The following is an 18960-nucleotide window of genomic DNA, read 5'->3' as shown; positions in this document are numbered from 1 at the left end:
ACTCAAATCAAAAGGCTCTTTATGAACATCTCTGAAAATTGCGTTGCCAGCTTTCACTACACACTGACTGATGGCACTGGCAAAGTGCTCGATTCTTCCGAGGGCCACGAGCCACTGTCATACCTTCACGGTGCTGGCAATATTATTCCCGGCCTGGAAGATGCGTTGGTAGGCAAAGTAGTCGGCGACAAACTAAATGTATCTGTAAATGCTGCAGAAGCTTACGGCTTGCGCGATGACAGCCTGGTGCAAGAATTGCCATCAAACATGTTCTCCGGTATCGATAACATCGAAGTCGGTATGGAATTCCACGCTGAAACTGAACAAGGTTTGCAGGTTGTTACTGTCACCAAAGTAGAAGGCGACCAAGTCACTATCGACGGCAACCACCCGTTGGCCGGTGTTGACCTGACCTTTGATGTGGAAATTACCGAAGTACGCGCAGCGACCGAAGAAGAATTGAATCACGGTCACGCTCACGGTGCCGGTGGCCATCACCACCACTAAGCCTAGTGATGAAATAAAAAAGGCTCCCCCTGTGTTTCACTTCAGAGGGAGCCTTTTTTATAGCTATAGCAACAACACTTTTGTTACGAATTATTTTAATTCCACTTTTTGCTCACCGCAGCGACTGCATTTATAGATAGTCACCAGCTTGCCCTGTTTTACATCAAACTGTTTTTCCTTTACCACTTCCCACTTATGAAAACCGCTGCGGCATAAGGTTTTGCCTTTGTGTTTGTCAAAAGGGCTTGGCTTTTTAAATTTGATTACATCACCCATAACCTAGCGCACTCGCTTATTAAACATACGCAGCCGCCGCCGCACCAGACGCCCAAGCCCACTGAAAATTAAAACCGCCCAAATGGCCTGTCACATCAACAACTTCACCGATAAAAAATAACCCCGGCTGCGTTTTTGCCTCCATGGTTTTGGAGGAAAGATGATGGGTATCCACTCCGCCCAAGGTAACCTCAGCCGTGCGATAACCTTCCGTTCCGGCAGGCATGATTTTCCATTCGTGGAATTGTGCTGCAATGAGCTGCAACTCCGCATGCGTATATTGATTGATCGGGCGATTGCCATTCCACTGCGCACCCCAGTAATCACATAAGCACTGAGCAATATTTTTGGTGAGCAACTCACCCACCATAGTCGTAAGCAAAACCTTGGGGCGCACTTTTTGCTGTTCAGTTAAAAAATCAAATAAATGCAAATGAGGTAACAAATTTATTTCCAACTCTTTACCCGGCTGCCAATAGGACGATATCTGCAACATGGCGGGACCACTAAACCCGCGATGGGTAAAGAGCATAGCTTCCGAAAAACTCACCTGCCCGCTTGCGGTTTCGCAACTCACACTGACATCGAGCGCATTACCAACGCAGGGCGAAAATACTGCGAGCTGCGCAGGTGAAAGCGTAAAAGGAACCAAACCTGCAGTGCGCGGCTTTAACGGCAAACCAAATTGTTCCGCCAATTCATAACCCGCACCCGTCGCCCCCATAGTGGGAATCGAAAGACCACCCGTCGCCACCACCAGAGATTCGCAATAAATCGTACCCTGCGAGGTTTTGACTTTATAGCGCATCGGCAAATCGCTTTCGGGCAATGACGCAACCTGCTCAATATCGCAAAGCGTGTAGATATCAGCACCCGCTTGTGCGCACTCATCAAGCAGCATCGACAAAATATCTTGCGCTTTATTATCGCAAAATAATTGCCCGAGCTTTTTTTCGTGATAGGGAATGTGATGTTTTTGCACCAGCGCGATGAAATCCCACTGGGTGTAACGCGCGAGCGCTGATTTGCAAAAGTGGGCATTGTCCGAGAGATAGTTTTTCGGCAGCACTTCCATATTGGTGAAGTTGCAGCGGCCGCCACCGGACATCAGAATTTTTTTGCCGACTTTATTGGCATGGTCGATAACGACCACCGCGCGGCCACGTGCACCCGCCATAGCAGCACACATTAAACCAGCCGCACCGGCACCAACAATTAATACCTGTGTTTGGGAAGGGAGAGCCATAACTATGGACACTGCAGAGCTGGTGCGCGGCACCAGCAGAAAATTACGTGTACGGCATTAGGTGCGCGGCAAAGTCACGCCGCGCTGCCCTTGATATTTTCCACCGCGATCTTTGTACGATGTTTCGCAAATCTCATCGGATTCAAAAAACAACATTTGCGCAACACCTTCATTGGCATAAATTTTTGCAGGCAGTGGTGTAGTGTTGGAGAACTCCAGTGTCACATGCCCCTCCCACTCCGGCTCCAGCGGCGTTACGTTAACGATAATCCCGCAGCGCGCGTAAGTGGATTTCCCCAAACATACAGTCAAAATACTGCGCGGGATACGGAAGTATTCAACTGTACGGGCAAGTGCAAAAGAGTTGGGCGGAATAATGCAGACATCGCTTTTGATATCGACAAAACTTTTTTCATCAAAGTTTTTAGGATCGACAACGGTGGAGTGAACATTAGTAAAAATTTTAAATTCATCCGCGCAGCGAACATCGTAACCGTAGCTGGATGTACCGTAAGACACTATGCGCTGACCGGCAGCATCATAACGAACCTGACCGGGCTCAAAAGGTTCGATCATGCCGTGCTCTTCAGCCATTCGGCGCATCCATTTATCGGATTTGATGCTCATAGTTGCTCCACTGCTAAATAGTTAAACGGCGCGCATCATAGCCTTTTTCAGGGTAGAAAAACACCGGCCTACCGGTTAGGAAATATCACCGGATAACCTATTGGCTGGCACATCCACCAAGGTAAATGCCATAGAAGAAGGCCGTTTTAACTGCGGTGATTCATCCACCGCCAGCTGATTGATAATTGCACAATCACTGGTGTCATCACCCGCGCATTCATTTGCCATATCAACCAAGGTATCGCGCATGGCGTGGAGCGCAATCAACTGCTGATCGATCTGGATTATTTTCTCATCCACTTGTACTTTTACCTGGCTGCAACGACGCCGTGGGTTCGCGTAAAGCGCCAATAGTTCGCGGCATTCATCCAGACTAAATCCCACCGCGCGCGCGCGCTGCAAAAAGCGCAATTGCTCCACATCTCTCAATGTGTAAATCCGGTAATCATTTCCCTCTTGTCGCATGGGCACCACCAAGCCTATCTCCTCGTAATAACGGATAGTTTTATTGGGTAGGCCGCAAGCTTGGGCCGCTTGGCTGATATTCATTTCATTGCCTCCGCGCAAGTTTTTATCTATTCCAATCACTTTAAACATTTCCCCAACTGTAATGTCAATGAAATCTTGCCACTTCAGCTATAACCACACGTAACCCGTTACACTTTTTTTGCTACTTTTTGACACAAAAATACAAATTTAAACGCCACTTTTATATCAACCTTCTATATAATGGGTGAACTAATACACACTTCTGGTTTAATTATTTTTATATAAATCATTGCCTTAGCAATGCTTCTTGACAAAATAATTTAATAAACCAGAATAACTGAACAAGATTTATCCGGGTCCAACGACGGGTTTTACCTTAAAGGACGATTTATGGAATATCTCGATATCAACCATCCTGAATGGCAAAGAATGTGGGATGAGTTGTCCAGCTACCGCTTAAATGGCGGCGACCCCCTCTGTATCCATGAAGGGCACTGCTGGGAATATATGGGGTCCACCCTCGATCACCATCATTTGCGCCATGCCTGTCACCCGCTGACCAATAAAGTGGAGTACATGTATATAGAACGCGCTGGTGCAGCATTGCGTTGGGCTTAATGCGCACATCGCCACAATAAAAAACCCGGCTGCCTGCCATCATTTTTTGCGTTCCTGCAATAAATTTTATACTAGTGTCACACTCCCCCTTTAAGCTGCATCCTGCTTTGATAATTCCTACCACTTTCGCGTTAAAAGTATGCTAATGTGCTGCGTTTTTACGACGCGCACCGACTAACAATTCATCACAACTCATTACAATAACAACTCAATAGAATAACAATGAAACGCTTCGTCCTGTTTGTAGGTATTGGTGGCATATCCACCCTGATCCAGTTTTTATTGCTGATCTTGTTTGTCGAAAGCCGTTTATTGCCAGAGGTTGTTGCTTCTGCTGCGGGATATGTGCTCTCGTCATTCTTTAACTACTGGGCGAACTACCACTACACGTTCAAGAGCTCTAGCAGTCACGCGCAGACATTTCCCAAGTATGCGCTGGCGGTTGCTATTGGCTTATCAACCAATACCTTGTTGTTTGCAGCGTTTTTATGGTTGTTCAATAACTATCTCGCCCTGCCTTGGGTCGAGCATTATTTGGCTGCGCAATTTCTGGCTACGGGAATCACCGTGGTGTTGAATTTTGCGGTGCATAAATTCTGGATCTACAGGAATCATTAAAATGACAACGTCCATTCCATCGCTTGCGGTTGTTATTCCCTGTTACAACGAAGAAGAGATGTTGCCCAAGACACTGGCGACCATGTTGAACCTACGCGACTCAATGATCGCCAAAGGTAAAATTAACCAGGAATCCAAAATTTATTTGGTTGACGATGGCAGCAAAGATAAAACCTGGAAAATTCTCGCCGAAGAAGCGGCAAAAAATTCTGCGCTAGTTGCGATAAAGCTCTCACGTAATAAAGGCCACCAAAATGCGCTCTATGCGGGCCTGTGCACTACCACTGAAGATATTACGGTCAGTATCGATGCTGACCTGCAAGATGACCCACAAAATATTGAAGCCATGGTGGATGAATATCTAAAAGGTAACGATGTAGTTTACGGCGTGCGCTCAGCACGCCACACAGATACTTTCTTCAAACGCTTTACCGCCGAGGGCTATTATCATTTGATGAAAAAAATGGGCGTTGATCTGGTGTTTAACCACGCCGATTTCCGTCTACTCTCGCGCCGCGCATTGGAATCACTAAAAGAATACGATGAGTCCAATTTGTTTTTGCGCGGCATAGTGCGCGAAGTGGGTTATCCCTCATCAGTAGTTGAGTATGAGCGTCAGGCGCGTGAAGCGGGTGAAAGCAAATATCCGCTGAAAAAAATGCTGTCGTTTGCATGGAAAGGTATTACTGCATTTTCCACTGCACCACTGCGTATGATCACCGTGCTAGGTCTGCTTTCAGGTTTTGCCTCTTTTAGCTTGATTGCCTGGGTTCTGGTAGTGCGGCTATTTACTGACAATGCCGCACCCGGCTGGGCATCAGTACTCTTGCCATTGCTATTCATCGGCAGTGTGCAATTAATTTGCCTTGGAATTATTGGCGAGTACTTATCAAAAATTTATGAGGAAGTAAAAAGAAGGCCTAAATTTCATATTAGCGACATTGTTGGACGAAAGGATCAATAAGCAAACGCCCATTTAGAAAAAACAGGTATGTATATAAAAATGAACGACACGACCACTACTGCTGACGATGAACCAAGGGGATCTACAACAACTAGCGCCAGCGATCAGGAGCATGCACTCACGCAAAGTGCGATAACCTTTGTCGATATGGTGCCGTTGGAGTTATGCGATAGTCGCCGTACTAATTCCCGTTTATTACAGAGCTATTTAATTTTGGCCATAGTCGCCAATTTCACATTGCTCTTTCTCAAGGGCTACAGCCAGGATTTAGGTTATTGGCAAGATTGGGTGCGGCAATTATCAACCACCGGTTACGATGGTTTTAATGGTAACTACCCTCCATTCTATATCCACTGGCTATATCTCGTTGGGCAGATTTACAACTCCACAGGCATACCGCTTGAGCATAATGATTTATTAAAGTTTCTTACCCAGCTACCTGTCGTGGTTTTCCATGGGTTATTGATCATTTTAATTCAGAGCCAATTACGCAGATTCAATGCCACATACCAATTCACTCATATTATTTTGCTACTAACGGCAATCAACCCAGCCATATTAGTAAATGGCCCTATTTGGGGGCAAGTCGATTTAATACCGGCCACGATGGTATTCGGTGCGTTTTTACTGGCCACCTACCGACAATACACCTACCTTTCTATTCCTGTTTTTGTGTTGGCGCTGTTAACAAAGTTCCAAATGATTGCTTTCGCGCCGGTATTTGCATTTCTATTTTTCCGCAACATCGGTAAAAACCTGATAGGCGTTCTTATTGCTATCGCCGTTGGTGCACTGGTATTTATGCCATCGATACTTGCTGGGCATTTTTTACAATCGGTTAACCAAGCGTACATAGATACTCTAGGTCAATATCCAATGACCACATTCAATGCCGCTAATATTTGGATTTTGCTAACAGGTAATGTTGCCCCAGATAACATCATTTTATTTGGTGTCGCAGCTGATTCAGCCTTGGCCAAAGTATTTACTGCCAAGTATTTTGGGATGCTGTTATTTTCCTTGACCGCACTGGGCATTTTCTTCCACGGCATTCACTTTCTCATCAAAAATGAAACCATGATCAACGCGCGCCAACTCCTATCACAAGCACTCTTTTCTGCCACCATTTGTGCATTGGCTTTTTTCGCGTTACTGCCTGCCATGCATGAGCGTTACTTGTTTCCAGCCGTCATTATGGCGATCACTTTCAGCGCTATAGCTCAACAAAAATTGATTTACCCCATAGTAATCAGCCTATTATGCAGCCTGAACATGTTGATCATTTTAGAAATCAACGGTTCAGATATCTGGCATGGGCTTGCTTGGGGTACTATGGTGTTGCTGGTTTTAGCCATTATTGATTTGGCTAGCGCCGGGCGAATCATTAGTTGGCTAACAAACTTACTGAAATTTGCGACCAAAATTCCCGCAATATCCGTGTGGTGTTTTATTGTGGCTACGTCAGGAATGGCAGGCTATTTTTTTGACCGCTACCAAATTCACTCGCTCGCACTCACCGACAAACAAACTTTTCTGACAACTCTCCCCCTTGTCTACGCCAAGCAAGATCACGGCACTATGGCATTAAACCGCAGTTACGATGGCAACTATTTGTCGATAGCTAATCGCCGCTACGCGCAAGGAATAGGCACACACGCGAGTTCTGAGATCCAATACCAGTTGCCACCAGATGCCGTCGAGTTTAGTTTTATAGCCGCTTTGGATGATGAAGTAGGTACAGCTGATGTGCAATTTTCCGTGTGGGGCGATGATAAGTTACTATGGGAATCTGCACCTGTTTTAGGTTATGAGCGCGACATTCCCACTATTAATCTCGACGTGCGTGGTGTTCAAAAATTAACACTGAAAGTGGCTCCAATGAAAGATGACAAATGGGATCATGCCAACTGGGTCAACACAGTTATATCTATTGCCCCAACAGCGGCCCCTGAAGAAAAAACACCAACAATTCACTGACCCAAATCGATACAGGTGCACGCTTATGCGAGAGCGAATCCTAATAATCATCCCAGCCTACAATGAAGAAAAAAATATTCGCAAGGTTGTTCAATCCTTGCAGGATACTAACTCTGGTTATGAGTGCCTGGTAATCAATGACGGTTCAAAAGATAACACCCAGCGTGAGGCTGAGGCCAACGGGCTAGCAACCGTTATCGAATTACCTTCCAATCTTGGAATTGGTGGTGCAGTGCAGACCGGTTTCAAATACGCGCTCTACCAAAACTATGACTACGCCATTCAATTTGATGGCGATGGGCAGCACCTCGCCAGCGAAATACCGAAAATTTTATCGCCACTCCAACACAACGATTATGATGTCTGTATAGGCTCGCGCTTTATTGAAAAGACCTTGGGTTTTCAATCCACTTTCATGCGCCGTATTGGCATTCGTATTTTTGAAATAATGAACATACTACTGATCAAAAAAAGAATTACCGATAGCACTTCCGGTTTTCGTGCTTACAACAAGCAGGCCATTGCATTTCTTGCAAATAATTATCCAACTGATTATCCCGAGCCCGAAACGGTCATCTTATTAGGCAAAAACGATTTCCGTATCCGCGAGGTCTCTGTTGAAATGGTCGAACGCCAAGGCGGCGAATCATCCATTTCCGGCCTGAAATCAGCACACTATATGATCAAAGTAATATTGGCCATGCTGATGACATCACAACGACAAAAAATTCGCAGGATCTCGTTATGATTGAGGATACATTGAAACTTCTGCTTGACAATCGTATTCAGGTTTTTTCCATTATTGGCAGCCTGATGTTATTTCTATTTATTTTGCGCTTGGTCAAACGTAGAAAACTTAAGGAAGAATACTCACTACTGTGGCTGGGTTTTGGGTTTGTTTTTATCGTCTTATCCATTTTTAAACCTATGCTGGAAATAGTTGCCAGCGCGGTTGGTATATTGTATGCCCCCGCCGCGTTGCTATTGATGCTGGTGATTTCAGTCTTTTTTATATTGATCCAGTTTTCAATCGTTATTTCAAAGCTAGCGGAAGGTAACAAAAACTTAATTCAGGAAGTCGGCATACTCAAGGCAGAACTTAAAAAATTAAAGTCATTGATTAAGGATAAAGAATAAAATGAAATCGCTGCTAGTACGAACTCTAAAATCAAAGACGCTTTACATCTTGATTTTAGCTGTTGGCCTATTGATTTTTCTTCTACAAAGCATACAACCCGTCTTCTCAAATTTTATCCTGACGACCCCCTCAGGAAATATACAGACTATAGCAACCCCAGGCTTTATGCAGTCCAATGAAAGTGGGGTATACCGTCTAAGCGGCACACTCACAATGGGCAAATACACCAGCACTTTATTACGCTTTATTCCTGACGATGAGATTTATACATTAACAATCAATCAACACCCGATTGATCTAAGTATGATCCCAGCGCACGAACGCAAAGATTACAGCAAAGGGTTTACCTACGAACTTAAAGACTATTTACATCAGGGCGACAACCAAATTGAAATCCTTTATATGGATCAAGGCGGTCTGATGGGTATAGTTATCAGTGCCGAAAGTAATGGGCATATCAAACGTATTGTCTATTTATTGTTTACCACAGTGGCACTTTTGCTAGCACTCAAAATCACCAACGCTTGCCGCTTATCTACCCCGGTTAAAGTACTTTTTATTGGTGCTTTATTAATTCGCCTGGTTTATTTTTCGGTTACCACCGCTGATATCCGCGAACACGATTTGGGTGATCATATTGGCTACACTGAATACCTATCCCAAAACTGGATGCCTCCACCCGTTGACTATGCAGTTGGCGGTGCATTTTTTCATCCACCTCTGTACTACTACACAGGCGCTATTGTTTATAAAGCAACCCAACTGGTGGAACCCAGCAATAAAGTTATTCTATTTCGCATACAGCAGGTATTAGTACTGATTTACTCGATGGGATTTGTATTGTTTGGTTTGATGATTTTGCAGGAGCTGCTGAACTTATATCGCAAATCACCTGCACAACCGGAATACCCAACACCGGAAATCATATTAGGCCCTCAGAGATCTACGGAATCTACGGAATCTACGGAATCTACGGAATCTACGGAATCTACGGAATCTACGGAATCTACGGAATCTACGGAATCTCAGCCTGGCTTATTCAAGCGCTTGTGCAAGTCATTTAAAGATGAGAGTGTGCTTTGGGTAATTGGGGCACTTTTTGCATTTTGGCCGGTGGCGATTATCCATTCGGTGCGGATCGGCAATGATCCGCTGCTTTATTTCCTTTTCACTGCAAGTCTCTACTACATCATCCGCTGGTACAGACACGATCAAAAACGCGACTTAATGATCGCAAGCCTCGTAGGTGCAGCAGCTATTTTGACCAAAGCCAACGGTGAAATTTTAGTGGCTGTACTCGGTGTTATTGGCCTTTATAAGATGGTATCCACTAAACAGTGGGCGACTTATTTTAAAATGGCGATTGCACCCTGTTTCATCATGTTACTCGCTGTTGCAATCACCGTTGGTCCAGGGTTAATTTTGAAAATGCAGGGAAAGCGCGACAAGTTGTACATCGATAACATCGATGGCCTCTCGCAAGCCAACCTGGTGGGCAATACCGCAGCAAATTATTTCTGGTTTGATGCGAAAATTTTTATTACTGAACCTTTCACTGACCCCTACGATGATCGCATGGGGCGTCAATTTTTCTGGAACTATCTGGGTAAAACCGGATTATTTGGCGAGTTTAAATATCCCGCGCTGTTAAATGTGAATACAGCTGTTATATGCAGTTTTCTGGCGGTTTTGATGTTTCTTTATCTGTTGTTTGGCCTCTATCGTATGACCAGAGAAGACTTCAAGCGGATGGCGCCAGTGCTACTATCCGGATTTTTCCTCTGGGCTGGCGTCACCTATATGCGCATGACATTTCCAGCAAATATCGACTTTAGATACATAGTGCCAATCATCCTCACCTTTTGCGCACTCTATGGCGTCAGTATTTTGCGCTTTCAACAACAGGGAGCCACCCGCTTAGCCAATATAGGGTTGACGATGTCGGCTTTATTTTCACTCTCAGCGCTGATATTTATTTGGGGAATTTACCTTAACAGTTAATATAGGCATCCTTGAAGGGTGCCTTTCTATTACGCTAGGAGCAGTCAGCGTGTTAGCAGTACAATTTGTCAGGTTTTTAGTCGTGGGGTTGGTGAATACCTTATTTGGCTATTCCATATATGCCCTGCTCATCTACTTAGGCCTGAGCTATACCTACGCCTTGTTGTTCGCCACCATCCTGGGAGTGCTGTTTAACTTTCACACGATTGGCAGGTTGGTGTTTCAATCAAGAGATAAACATCTGATTGGCAAATTTTTTGCTGTTTATGCAATAACCTTTTGCCTAAACCTGTTATTGATCAAATTGATGATCAAGTACGGACTCAGTGCTTATCTTTCTGGTGCATTAGCATTGGTTCCCACAACAGTCCTTTCGTTTTTGCTTAATAAATTTTTTGTGTTTAAAGGAAAACAGCATGAAACTCATTAGTGTGGTTACCCCCTGTTACAATGAAGAAGACAATGTGCAGGAGTGCGTGAAGCTTATTCAAAGCGTGTTTTCACACTATGATAATTACACCTACGAACATATTTTTATCGACAATGCCTCGACAGATAAAACACTGGATATTTTGCGAGATATCGCCAGTACCGATAAACATGTCAAAGTCATCGCCAACAGCAGAAATTTTGGTCATATTCGCTCTCCCTATCACGGTCTTCTGCAAGCCCATGGAGATGCAGTGATTTTGTTTGTGGCCGATTTACAAGACCCTGCAAGCTTGATACCCGAGTTTATAAAAAAATGGGAAGAAGGTTTCCAAACCGTTGTCGGCACCAAACGATCAAGCGAAGAATCATCAGTGATGTTTACCATTCGCAAACTCTATTACAAAACAGTAAACCGGCTATCCAATATTGACCTCATCGATAACTTCACCGGATTTGGTCTGTACGATAAAGAAGTGATCGATCACCTGCGTAGTATAAATGACCCCTACCCTTACTTCCGTGGATTGATTGCCGAGATAGGCCTGCGTATTCATCAAATCCCTTACGACCAACCCGTTCGTGTTCGCGGTATTACCAAAAACAATTTTTTCACCTTATACGATATTGGCATGCTGGGAATAATTTCTCATTCACAAGTGCCATTGCGAATTGCGACCATGGCAGGATTTTTACTCTCCTTTATCAGTATTTTTATTGCCGCCATTTATTTCTTATTGAAACTGATTTTTTGGAATTCATTTAGTCTCGGTATGGCACCTGTGGTAATTGGTATTTTCTTTTTTGCTTCGGTTCAATTATTTTTTGTGGGTATTTTGGGTGAATACCTCGGCTCTATTCATATCTACAGCAAAAGAAGACCATTAGTGATCGAAAAAGAGCGAATTAATTTTTAACCCAATACCAACTGACAAACCCATAACCCCAGAGATAAAGCGGATTCCGACGATGGCGGTAGTAACTCTCTCTAACCACAAGCAGTTTGCAGCAACTGCCGAGACCAGTTTGCTCGACGCAGCAAAAGCCCAAGGGTTAGTACTTGAACACAGCTGTCGCAATGGCCGCTGCGGTGCGTGCAAGGCGAAGGTAATTAACGGCGAAACGCAGATTTTAAAAGCCGAGGAAAGCCTGGACGAAAATGAGATGAATGCAGGTTTTATTTTAACCTGCTGTAGAACCGCAGTGAATGATATCGAATTGGATATAGAGGACTTGGGGCTACTAGCCAGTATAAAAATCCAAACGCTGCCCTGCAAAATTGATCAGCTCAATTTGCTCGCACCCGATGTAATGCAAATATTTCTGCGTCTTCCACCAACCAACCAATTCAATTATTTGCCCGGCCAATATATCGATGTGATTGCCAAGAGTGGCGTGCGTCGTAGTTACTCTATTGCCAACGCTTTGCGCGCCGACAGCAAACTGGAATTGCATGTACGTGCCGTAACCCACGGGCAAATGAGTCAATATTGGTTTAATGAAGCTAAAACCAATGATTTATTGCGCTTGGAGGGCCCCCATGGCACATTCTGTTTTCACCCGAAACCAGAAAAAAATATTGTTTTTTTAGCTACTGGAACAGGTATAGCTCCCATAAAAAGCATTTTGGAAGAATTCTCCAATAACGCTGAATTGGTGCAGAAAAAAAATATTTATATTTACTGGGGCGGCAGAATTCTGGCAGATCTGTATTGGCAGCCCGATTTTGCCAACCTAAATATTGCGTTTCGCCCGACACTTAGCCGGGCATCAAACGATTGGGACGGGAGACATGGCTATGTACAAGATGCAGTCATTGCTGATGTTATAGATCTGCATGATTCCGTTGTGTATGCCTGTGGCTCCGATACCATGATTCACACCGCTAAAAAGCTGCTCGTCACTCAAGGGCTGAACCCAAACAATTTTTATTCTGACGCTTTCGTCAGTTCATAAGCACAAATTAAGGAGAGAGGATTAATGAAAGCCGTTATTCTCGCTGGTGGCTTAGGCACCCGTTTAAGTGAAGAGACAGTCACCCGCCCAAAACCTATGGTGGAAATAGGTGGCAAACCTATCCTCTGGCATATTATGAAAATGTACTCGGCCCACGGCATAAATGATTTTATTATTTGCTGTGGCTACAAGGGCTATGTCATTAAAGAATATTTCGCGAATTATTTTCTGCATATGTCAGACATTACGTTTGATATGAGCGAAAACAAAATGCACGTTCATCATCAGCGCGCCGAACCTTGGAAAATCACCTTGATCGATACGGGTGATAACTCCATGACCGGTGGTCGTTTAAAAAGAGTCTATGATCACATCAAAGATGAATCTGCATTTTGTTTTACCTACGGAGATGGTGTTAGCGACATCAATATATCCAAAACCATTGATTTCCATTTAACCCATGGCAAACTCGCCACCCTTTCCGCGACTTTTCCGCCAGGTCGCTTCGGCGCACTGGATATAGAAAATAATTGTGTAAAAAGCTTCAAAGAAAAGCCCAAAGGCGACGGAGCTATGATCAATGGCGGTTTTTTTGTATTGTCGCCCAAAGTGGTTGGTCTGATCGAGAACGACCAGACCATATGGGAGCAACATCCGTTGATGAAATTGGCTGAAGACGGTGAATTGATGGCTTATAAACACGAAGGTTTTTGGCAGCCAATGGATACACTGCGGGATAAAACTTACCTTGAAGAATTGTGGGCAAGTGGTAAAGCGCCCTGGAAAAATTGGGAGTAAATGTGAAAGCTCAGGTTGATGCAGCCTTTTGGCAAGGTAAGCGCGTATTTTTAACAGGCCATACGGGCTTTAAAGGTAGTTGGCTCAGCTTATGGCTTGCGCACATGGGCGCGGTAGTTAAGGGTTATTCTCTCTCGCCACCGACCACACCTGCGCTCTTTGATGTTGCAAAAGTCGATCAGGTGATTGTATCGGAGATAGGTGATATCCGTGACCTCGATCGTCTTACCAAGAGCATGACAGAATTTAATCCAGATATTGTTGTTCACATGGCGGCGCAAGCACTGGTACGTTTGTCTTATAGCGAACCACTGGCCACTTATTCCACCAATGTGATGGGTACCTTGCACGTACTGGAAGCCGCACGCCTGTGTCCATCATTGCGCGCAATTGTGAATGTCACTACGGATAAGTGTTATGAAAATCGCGAGTGGGAATGGGGTTATCGCGAACACGAGCCTATGGGGGGACACGACCCCTACAGCAACAGTAAAGGCTGCGCTGAATTAGTTACCTCTGCTTATCGCAATTCTTTTTTTAACAAACCCGACAGCCCTGCATTGGGCTCAGCGCGTGCAGGCAACGTTATTGGCGGTGGAGATTGGGCTACAGATCGCTTGATTCCCGATATCCTACGCGCATTTGAAAAAGAAGAGCCAGTGGTGATTCGCAATCCACAGGCAACACGCCCTTGGCAACATGTGCTGGAACCTCTGAGTGGGTATCTGGTGTTGGCACAGGCGCTCTATCAACACGGGCAGCAACATGCAGAGGGTTGGAATTTTGGCCCACGCGATGAAGACGTTGAACCGGTTGAGTGGATTCTCGACCAAATGGTAAGCAGCTGGGGCAATGGTGCCAGCTGGCAATTGGATGCGGGCGACCACCCTCATGAAGCAAAATATCTCAAGCTTGATATTTCCAAAGCTCGCACCCATTTGCATTGGTCACCTAGCTGGCGCCTGCACCAAACACTAGACAAAATTATTGCCTGGCAGCGCGCATGGCTTGCTAATCAAGATATGCGTGCCTATAGCATTAACGAGATCAAACAATACATGGCCGCTATGCGTGCCGATTAATTTTTTATCGGTTTAAATATTGAAAAGGCAACACAATGACTCCTGAAATTCTACGTCAAGAAATCGCTAAGTTGGTTCAACAATTTGCAGAACAAACTACTGCCCCGAAAGCGTTTGTACCCGGTGAAAGTGCTATTCCCCCCTCGGGTAAAGTCGTGGGTGCACGTGAAATGCAATTGATGGTTGAGGCTTCACTCGACTGCTGGTTAACCACTGGCAGATTCAATACAGAATTTGAAAAAAAACTGGCTGAATTTTTAGGTGTTAAATATTTACTCTCGGTTAACTCAGGCTCATCCGCCAATCTGGTTGCCTTCAGTACCCTAACCTCTCCCAAGCTTGGCGCACGCGCAATTAAAAAAGGCGATGAAGTGATCGGCGTTGCGGCCGGTTTCCCCACTACCGTAAACCCCATTATTCAATTTGGTGCTATCCCTGTATTTGTCGATGTAGACGCGGCCACACATAATATTAATGCTGATTTAATTGAAGCGGCTATTACGCCAAAAACCAAAGCGATTATGCTAGCCCACACGCTGGGAAATCCGTTTAACCTCACCAAAGTAAAAGCAATTTGCGAAAAATATAACCTGTGGTTGGTAGAAGATTGTTGCGATGCACTGGGTGCAAAATACGATGGAAAACTGGTCGGCACCTTTGGTGATATTGCCACCCTGAGTTTTTATCCCGCACACCATATCACTATGGGTGAAGGCGGCGCCGTATTTACCAACAACCCACAATTGAAAATGATCGCCGAATCTTTCCGCGATTGGGGACGCGATTGCTATTGCGCACCGGGTTGCGACAACACGTGCGGCAATCGTTTTGGTCAACAGTTTGGCAGCCTGCCCGTGGGTTATGACCACAAATACGTTTATGCACACGTCGGATACAACTTAAAAATCACCGATATGCAAGCTGCTTGCGGTTTAGCGCAGTTGGAACGCGCGCAGGAGTTTATTGATGCACGCAAACGCAACTACGACTTATTAAAAGCGCGATTGAGCAACCTTGCTGATTTTATCGATATTGCCCAACCAACGCCCAATAGCGAACCCTCCTGGTTTGGTTTCCCTATAACACTGAAAGAAAGTGCAGGCGTTAATCGTGTTGATTTTGTAAAATTTTTAGATCAAAACAAAATCGGTACACGTTTGTTATTTGCGGGTAATTTAACCCGCCAACCGTATTTTGAAGGGGTTGAGCATCGTGTGGTCGGTGATTTAACGGTTACTGACAACACCATGAATAACACGCTTTGGCTAGGTATTTATCCTGCGTTGGGTACAGAACATTTCGATTATGTCGCCGAAAAAATGGAAGAATTTTTTGGTTTGAATTTTTAACTGCTCATGAATCAGGACTCTACTAATCACACACTCACTAGCTATCAACCCGGTGTAGCACTGGATGATTTGCAGTTGATTGTTACGCAAACGCCAACCGAGGTATGGGCGGCGTTGCGCAATCAACGTATTTTTATTACCGGCGGCACCGGCTTTGTGGGTTGTTGGTTATTGGAGGCGCTGCTATGGGCAAACGCACAACTGGATTTAAATCTCCACCTGAGTGTTCTCAGCAGAGATCCCGCTGCGTTTACTATCAAGGCTCCGCATTTAGCGACGCATAAGATAGTAACTCTGATTCAAGGTGACGTCACCGCGCTAGATAAAATCCATGAACCCTTTGATAGTGTGATTCATGCGGCTACTGATGTAGTAAAAACCGGTGACAATCCTATCGCTACGTTCGACAACATCGTACAAGGCACGCGGGCAACCTTGGCGCTTGCACAGCGCGCAGGCGCAAGACGTTATTTATTGACCAGCTCGGGCGCAGTTTATGGTCGCCAACCGACAGCAATATCTCATATCGCGGAAAATTATTCCGGCGCCCCTGACTCACTCGATATTAATAATGCCTATGGACAGGGTAAGCGTGTCTCCGAATGGCTCGCCCACAATTTTGCTCAGCAGTACAATATCCAGGTAAAAGTTGCGCGCTGCTTTGCGTTGCTAGGCCCTTACCTGCCACTGGATGCACATTTTGCAGCGGGGAATTTTATTCGCGATGGACTCGACAATCGCACAATTGCAATCAATGGTGATGGCACCAGTAGCCGCTCTTATTTATACGCAGCGGATATGACCGTGTGGCTATTAACCATGTTGATCAATGGTCGTTCCCAACAAAATTATAATCTGGGTTCTGCACAGGCTATCTCTATCAAAACCTTGGCTGAAACCATATCCGATATTATTTACGGTGAAAATAGAGTCACCATTGCCCAGCAACCTGTCACCAACGGTCCAATCCAGCAATACGTGCCCGACGTGAGCAAAGCACACCAGGAATTGGAGCTGGCACAATACACCGATTTGCTTTCTGCCATTCACAAAACAATTGCTTGGGAAAAGCGCAGGCGCTTATCAGCCGCGCATAATCACTAGCCCTTTATTCGAGACGGACGTAGCGCATGACTGCATTTGCCCCCCACCAATTACGACAAACCGTATTAAGAATGGCCTATTCCGGCTCGACCGTGCATATCGGCTGCGCATTTTCGATTATCGAAATTATGTCGGTACTCTATCGCAATCATTTACGCTATCCCGGAGATAATCCAGCGGCAGCACTGCGTGATTATTTAGTATTGAGTAAGGGCCACGGCGTTATGGCACAGTACGCCTGCCTTTATGAAAAGAATTGGTTGACGACTACCGACATCGAAAACTATTTTAAAGATGGCTCAAAGCTCAAAGGATTATCCGATGCTCACGTTCTTGGCTGTGAAGTCACTTCAGGCTCCTTGGGACACGGCTTATCCGTAGGTGTCGGGATGGCACTCGCCGCCAAATTAAATAAAAGCGATCAATACTGCTACGCTATTGTTGGCGATGGTGAAATGAATGAAGGCACCATGTGGGAAGCTATTTTATTCGCCAAACAACAAGCACTGGATAATTTAATTGTTATCGTCGATGAAAACGGTTTTCAGGCAATGGGCAAAACCCATGAGGTGTTAGGCTTGGGCAGCCTGAAAGATAAATTTATCGCATTTGGTTTTGATGCAATTGCCGTAGATGGTCATGATGAAACCGCGCTGGACAACGCCTTGATCGAATTAAAAAACAATAAAAATGACAACCCCAAAGCCATCATCGCCCGCACTGTAAAAGGTAAAGGTGTTTCGTTTATGGAAAACGAAAACAGCTGGCATTACACGCGTTTAACCCAAGACACTTTTGATCTGGCCATGGCCGAATTGGAGCCAGCAGTATGAGATCCGTATTTTCCAAAGCTATTCTTGCCGCAGCCCAGGCAGATTCCAAAGTGCTGCTATTAACTGGCGATCACGGGTATGCATTGTTCGATGAATTTCGTAAATGTTTACCGGCGCAATTTATTAATGCCGGCATTGCCGAACAAAATATGGTTGGCGTTGCTGCAGGCCTTGCCAAAGCGGGCTTTAAACCCATTGTGTACGGGTTGAGTGCATTTGTACCCATCCGCGTGCTTGAACAAATTAAAATGGATGTGTGCTACGAAAATTTACCCGTCGTCTTTATGGGTGACGGTGCTGGCCTTGTCTATAGCAGCCTGGGTAGCAGCCATCAATCGACGGAAGATATTGCTGTGTTGCGCTGCATTCCAAATATCAGCATTTTATCGCCTTGCGATGTTTATGAAATGCAATATGCCATGGATCAAGCATTGCGTTTTGAATCGCCATTTTACGTACGTATGGGAAAATCCGATATTGGCCAAGTACATCAAGGACCAGTTTCCGTACCTGTTGGCGATTTGGTACCTGTACGTACAGGCACCCAAAACAATATTGTTTTTTTAGCGACGGGTTCAATGGTAAAGACTGCAGTTGCTCTGGCGGAAACAATAGACGCGGCCGTATGGAGCGCACCTGGACTAAAACCAATTAATAAGAATCAAGTCAATAATATTGCCCTGCACACCAAAACTCTGGTGACAATTGAAGAGCATTCAATTATGGGGGGCTTGGGTAGCCTTGTTGCGGAAATAGTCAGTGAAACAGGTAATACGCGGGTTGTCCGTATGGGAGTGCAAGATCGGTTCTCACAAAAGTGTGGCAGCTACGATTATTTGCTTAAAGAGCATGGCATTGATGTAGCGGCTTTATTACCACAACTCTCATCAATACTAGCCACAGATTAATTAAATTACCTATTTATTACTAAAGATCTGCTGTAAGCAC

21 protein-coding genes are annotated in these 18960 nt (G+C 44.9%); 17 read left to right on the top strand and 4 right to left on the bottom strand.

The features are described from left to right. Window positions 1-21: 21 nt before the first annotated feature. Window positions 22-507, top strand: a complete 486-nt coding sequence (locus J2X05_RS15285) for an FKBP-type peptidyl-prolyl cis-trans isomerase (RefSeq protein ID WP_310073961.1) — start codon at window positions 22-24, stop codon at window positions 505-507. A gap of 90 nt (window positions 508-597) precedes the next feature. On the opposite strand, the gene J2X05_RS15280 is transcribed toward J2X05_RS15285, so the two are convergent. The 4 genes from J2X05_RS15280 to J2X05_RS15265 form a co-directional block, all read right to left on the bottom strand. Beyond that, a complete protein-coding gene (locus tag J2X05_RS15280) occupies window positions 598-783 on the bottom strand; it encodes a hypothetical protein (protein ID WP_310073959.1) in 186 nt (61 codons plus the stop codon). Between the two features lie 19 nt (window positions 784-802). After that, a complete protein-coding gene (locus J2X05_RS15275; protein WP_310073957.1) occupies window positions 803-2029 on the bottom strand; it encodes a BaiN/RdsA family NAD(P)/FAD-dependent oxidoreductase in 1227 nt (408 codons plus the stop codon). Between the two features lie 57 nt (window positions 2030-2086). Then, entirely contained in the window at window positions 2087-2656 is a 570-nt protein-coding gene (gene dcd, locus J2X05_RS15270; RefSeq protein WP_310073955.1) for a dCTP deaminase, read from the bottom strand. A 75-nt stretch (window positions 2657-2731) separates the two neighbouring features. Beyond that, the gene (locus tag J2X05_RS15265) at window positions 2732-3253 is read right to left on the bottom strand and encodes a MerR family DNA-binding protein (protein WP_310073952.1); all 522 of its coding nucleotides are present in this window, start codon (window positions 3251-3253) and stop codon (window positions 2732-2734) included. Window positions 3254-3535: 282 nt separating this feature from the next. On the opposite strand from J2X05_RS15265, the gene J2X05_RS15260 reads away from it, so the two are divergent. The 16 genes from J2X05_RS15260 to J2X05_RS15185 all read left to right on the top strand — a co-directional run bounded on the left by J2X05_RS15260 (window position 3536) and on the right by J2X05_RS15185 (window position 18920). Further along, window positions 3536-3763, top strand: a complete 228-nt coding sequence (locus J2X05_RS15260; RefSeq protein WP_310073950.1) for a 4-diphosphocytidyl-2C-methyl-D-erythritol kinase — start codon at window positions 3536-3538, stop codon at window positions 3761-3763. A gap of 222 nt (window positions 3764-3985) precedes the next feature. After that, a complete protein-coding gene (locus J2X05_RS15255) occupies window positions 3986-4381 on the top strand; it encodes a GtrA family protein (protein ID WP_310073948.1) in 396 nt (131 codons plus the stop codon). Window position 4382: 1 nt separating this feature from the next. Further along, the gene (locus J2X05_RS15250) at window positions 4383-5345 is read left to right on the top strand and encodes a glycosyltransferase family 2 protein (protein WP_310073946.1); all 963 of its coding nucleotides are present in this window, start codon (window positions 4383-4385) and stop codon (window positions 5343-5345) included. A 39-nt stretch (window positions 5346-5384) separates the two neighbouring features. Beyond that, entirely contained in the window at window positions 5385-7322 is a 1938-nt protein-coding gene (locus tag J2X05_RS15245) for an NPCBM/NEW2 domain-containing protein (RefSeq protein ID WP_310073944.1), read from the top strand. A gap of 25 nt (window positions 7323-7347) precedes the next feature. Further along, window positions 7348-8070 (top strand): glycosyltransferase family 2 protein, encoded by a 723-nt coding sequence (locus J2X05_RS15240; protein ID WP_310073942.1) that lies wholly within the window; start codon window positions 7348-7350, stop codon window positions 8068-8070. Further along, window positions 8067-8459 carry a DUF2304 domain-containing protein gene (locus tag J2X05_RS15235; protein WP_310073939.1) on the top strand — a complete coding sequence of 131 codons (393 nt, stop codon included), beginning with the start codon at window positions 8067-8069 and terminating at the stop codon, window positions 8457-8459. Before J2X05_RS15240 ends, J2X05_RS15235 begins: the two co-directional genes overlap by 4 nt. Window positions 8460-8625: 166 nt before the next feature. Continuing rightward, entirely contained in the window at window positions 8626-10461 is a 1836-nt protein-coding gene (locus tag J2X05_RS15230) for a glycosyltransferase family protein (protein WP_310073937.1), read from the top strand. A 49-nt stretch (window positions 10462-10510) separates the two neighbouring features. Beyond that, window positions 10511-10891 carry a GtrA family protein gene (locus tag J2X05_RS15225; protein ID WP_310073935.1) on the top strand — a complete coding sequence of 127 codons (381 nt, stop codon included), beginning with the start codon at window positions 10511-10513 and terminating at the stop codon, window positions 10889-10891. Then, on the top strand, window positions 10878-11807 hold the full coding sequence (locus J2X05_RS15220; protein WP_310073933.1) for a glycosyltransferase family 2 protein: 930 nt from the start codon (window positions 10878-10880) through the stop codon (window positions 11805-11807). The genes J2X05_RS15225 and J2X05_RS15220 overlap by 14 nt, the downstream gene beginning before the upstream one ends. A gap of 52 nt (window positions 11808-11859) precedes the next feature. Then, the gene (locus J2X05_RS15215; RefSeq protein ID WP_310073931.1) at window positions 11860-12846 is read left to right on the top strand and encodes an FAD-binding oxidoreductase; all 987 of its coding nucleotides are present in this window, start codon (window positions 11860-11862) and stop codon (window positions 12844-12846) included. Window positions 12847-12870: 24 nt separating this feature from the next. After that, a complete protein-coding gene (rfbF, locus tag J2X05_RS15210; RefSeq protein WP_310073929.1) occupies window positions 12871-13644 on the top strand; it encodes a glucose-1-phosphate cytidylyltransferase in 774 nt (257 codons plus the stop codon). A 2-nt stretch (window positions 13645-13646) separates the two neighbouring features. Continuing rightward, on the top strand, window positions 13647-14726 hold the full coding sequence (gene rfbG / locus J2X05_RS15205; RefSeq protein WP_310073927.1) for a CDP-glucose 4,6-dehydratase: 1080 nt from the start codon (window positions 13647-13649) through the stop codon (window positions 14724-14726). A 35-nt stretch (window positions 14727-14761) separates the two neighbouring features. Further along, complete coding sequence (gene rfbH / locus J2X05_RS15200; RefSeq protein WP_310073925.1) at window positions 14762-16075, top strand: lipopolysaccharide biosynthesis protein RfbH; 1314 nt, start codon at window positions 14762-14764, stop codon at window positions 16073-16075. A gap of 6 nt (window positions 16076-16081) precedes the next feature. Then, window positions 16082-17179: an NAD-dependent epimerase/dehydratase family protein gene (locus J2X05_RS15195; protein ID WP_310073923.1), complete on the top strand. Its 1098-nt coding sequence runs from the start codon at window positions 16082-16084 to the stop codon at window positions 17177-17179. Between the two features lie 26 nt (window positions 17180-17205). Continuing rightward, entirely contained in the window at window positions 17206-18012 is an 807-nt protein-coding gene (locus J2X05_RS15190) for a transketolase (protein WP_310073921.1), read from the top strand. Then, window positions 18009-18920, top strand: a complete 912-nt coding sequence (locus J2X05_RS15185; protein WP_310073919.1) for a transketolase family protein — start codon at window positions 18009-18011, stop codon at window positions 18918-18920. The genes J2X05_RS15190 and J2X05_RS15185 overlap by 4 nt, the downstream gene beginning before the upstream one ends. The last annotated feature ends 40 nt before the right edge of the window (window positions 18921-18960 follow it).

Source organism: Cellvibrio fibrivorans (assembly GCF_031457055.1).
Classification (GTDB): domain Bacteria; phylum Pseudomonadota; class Gammaproteobacteria; order Pseudomonadales; family Cellvibrionaceae; genus Cellvibrio; species Cellvibrio fibrivorans.
The sequence above is the reverse complement of the archived record's forward strand: the minus strand, read 5'-3'. Positions and strand labels throughout refer to the sequence as shown.

Bases quoted from the DNA above. Each gene is read 5' to 3' on its own strand.
- J2X05_RS15285 (WP_310073961.1), top strand. From the start codon at position 22: ATGAACATCTCTGAAAATTGCGTTGCCAGCTTTCACTACACACTGACT.
- J2X05_RS15280 (WP_310073959.1), bottom strand. From the start codon at position 783: ATGGGTGATGTAATCAAATTTAAAAAGCCAAGCCCTTTTGACAAACAC.
- J2X05_RS15275 (WP_310073957.1), bottom strand. From the start codon at position 2,029: ATGGCTCTCCCTTCCCAAACACAGGTATTAATTGTTGGTGCCGGTGCG.
- dcd (WP_310073955.1), bottom strand. From the start codon at position 2,656: ATGAGCATCAAATCCGATAAATGGATGCGCCGAATGGCTGAAGAGCAC.
- J2X05_RS15265 (WP_310073952.1), bottom strand. From the start codon at position 3,253: ATGTTTAAAGTGATTGGAATAGATAAAAACTTGCGCGGAGGCAATGAA.
- J2X05_RS15260 (WP_310073950.1), top strand. From the start codon at position 3,536: ATGGAATATCTCGATATCAACCATCCTGAATGGCAAAGAATGTGGGAT.
- J2X05_RS15255 (WP_310073948.1), top strand. From the start codon at position 3,986: ATGAAACGCTTCGTCCTGTTTGTAGGTATTGGTGGCATATCCACCCTG.
- J2X05_RS15250 (WP_310073946.1), top strand. From the start codon at position 4,383: ATGACAACGTCCATTCCATCGCTTGCGGTTGTTATTCCCTGTTACAAC.
- J2X05_RS15245 (WP_310073944.1), top strand. From the start codon at position 5,385: ATGAACGACACGACCACTACTGCTGACGATGAACCAAGGGGATCTACA.
- J2X05_RS15240 (WP_310073942.1), top strand. From the start codon at position 7,348: ATGCGAGAGCGAATCCTAATAATCATCCCAGCCTACAATGAAGAAAAA.
- J2X05_RS15235 (WP_310073939.1), top strand. From the start codon at position 8,067: ATGATTGAGGATACATTGAAACTTCTGCTTGACAATCGTATTCAGGTT.
- J2X05_RS15230 (WP_310073937.1), top strand. From the start codon at position 8,626: ATGCAGTCCAATGAAAGTGGGGTATACCGTCTAAGCGGCACACTCACA.
- J2X05_RS15220 (WP_310073933.1), top strand. From the start codon at position 10,878: ATGAAACTCATTAGTGTGGTTACCCCCTGTTACAATGAAGAAGACAAT.
- J2X05_RS15215 (WP_310073931.1), top strand. From the start codon at position 11,860: ATGGCGGTAGTAACTCTCTCTAACCACAAGCAGTTTGCAGCAACTGCC.
- rfbF (WP_310073929.1), top strand. From the start codon at position 12,871: ATGAAAGCCGTTATTCTCGCTGGTGGCTTAGGCACCCGTTTAAGTGAA.
- rfbH (WP_310073925.1), top strand. From the start codon at position 14,762: ATGACTCCTGAAATTCTACGTCAAGAAATCGCTAAGTTGGTTCAACAA.
- J2X05_RS15195 (WP_310073923.1), top strand. From the start codon at position 16,082: ATGAATCAGGACTCTACTAATCACACACTCACTAGCTATCAACCCGGT.
- J2X05_RS15190 (WP_310073921.1), top strand. From the start codon at position 17,206: ATGACTGCATTTGCCCCCCACCAATTACGACAAACCGTATTAAGAATG.
- J2X05_RS15185 (WP_310073919.1), top strand. From the start codon at position 18,009: ATGAGATCCGTATTTTCCAAAGCTATTCTTGCCGCAGCCCAGGCAGAT.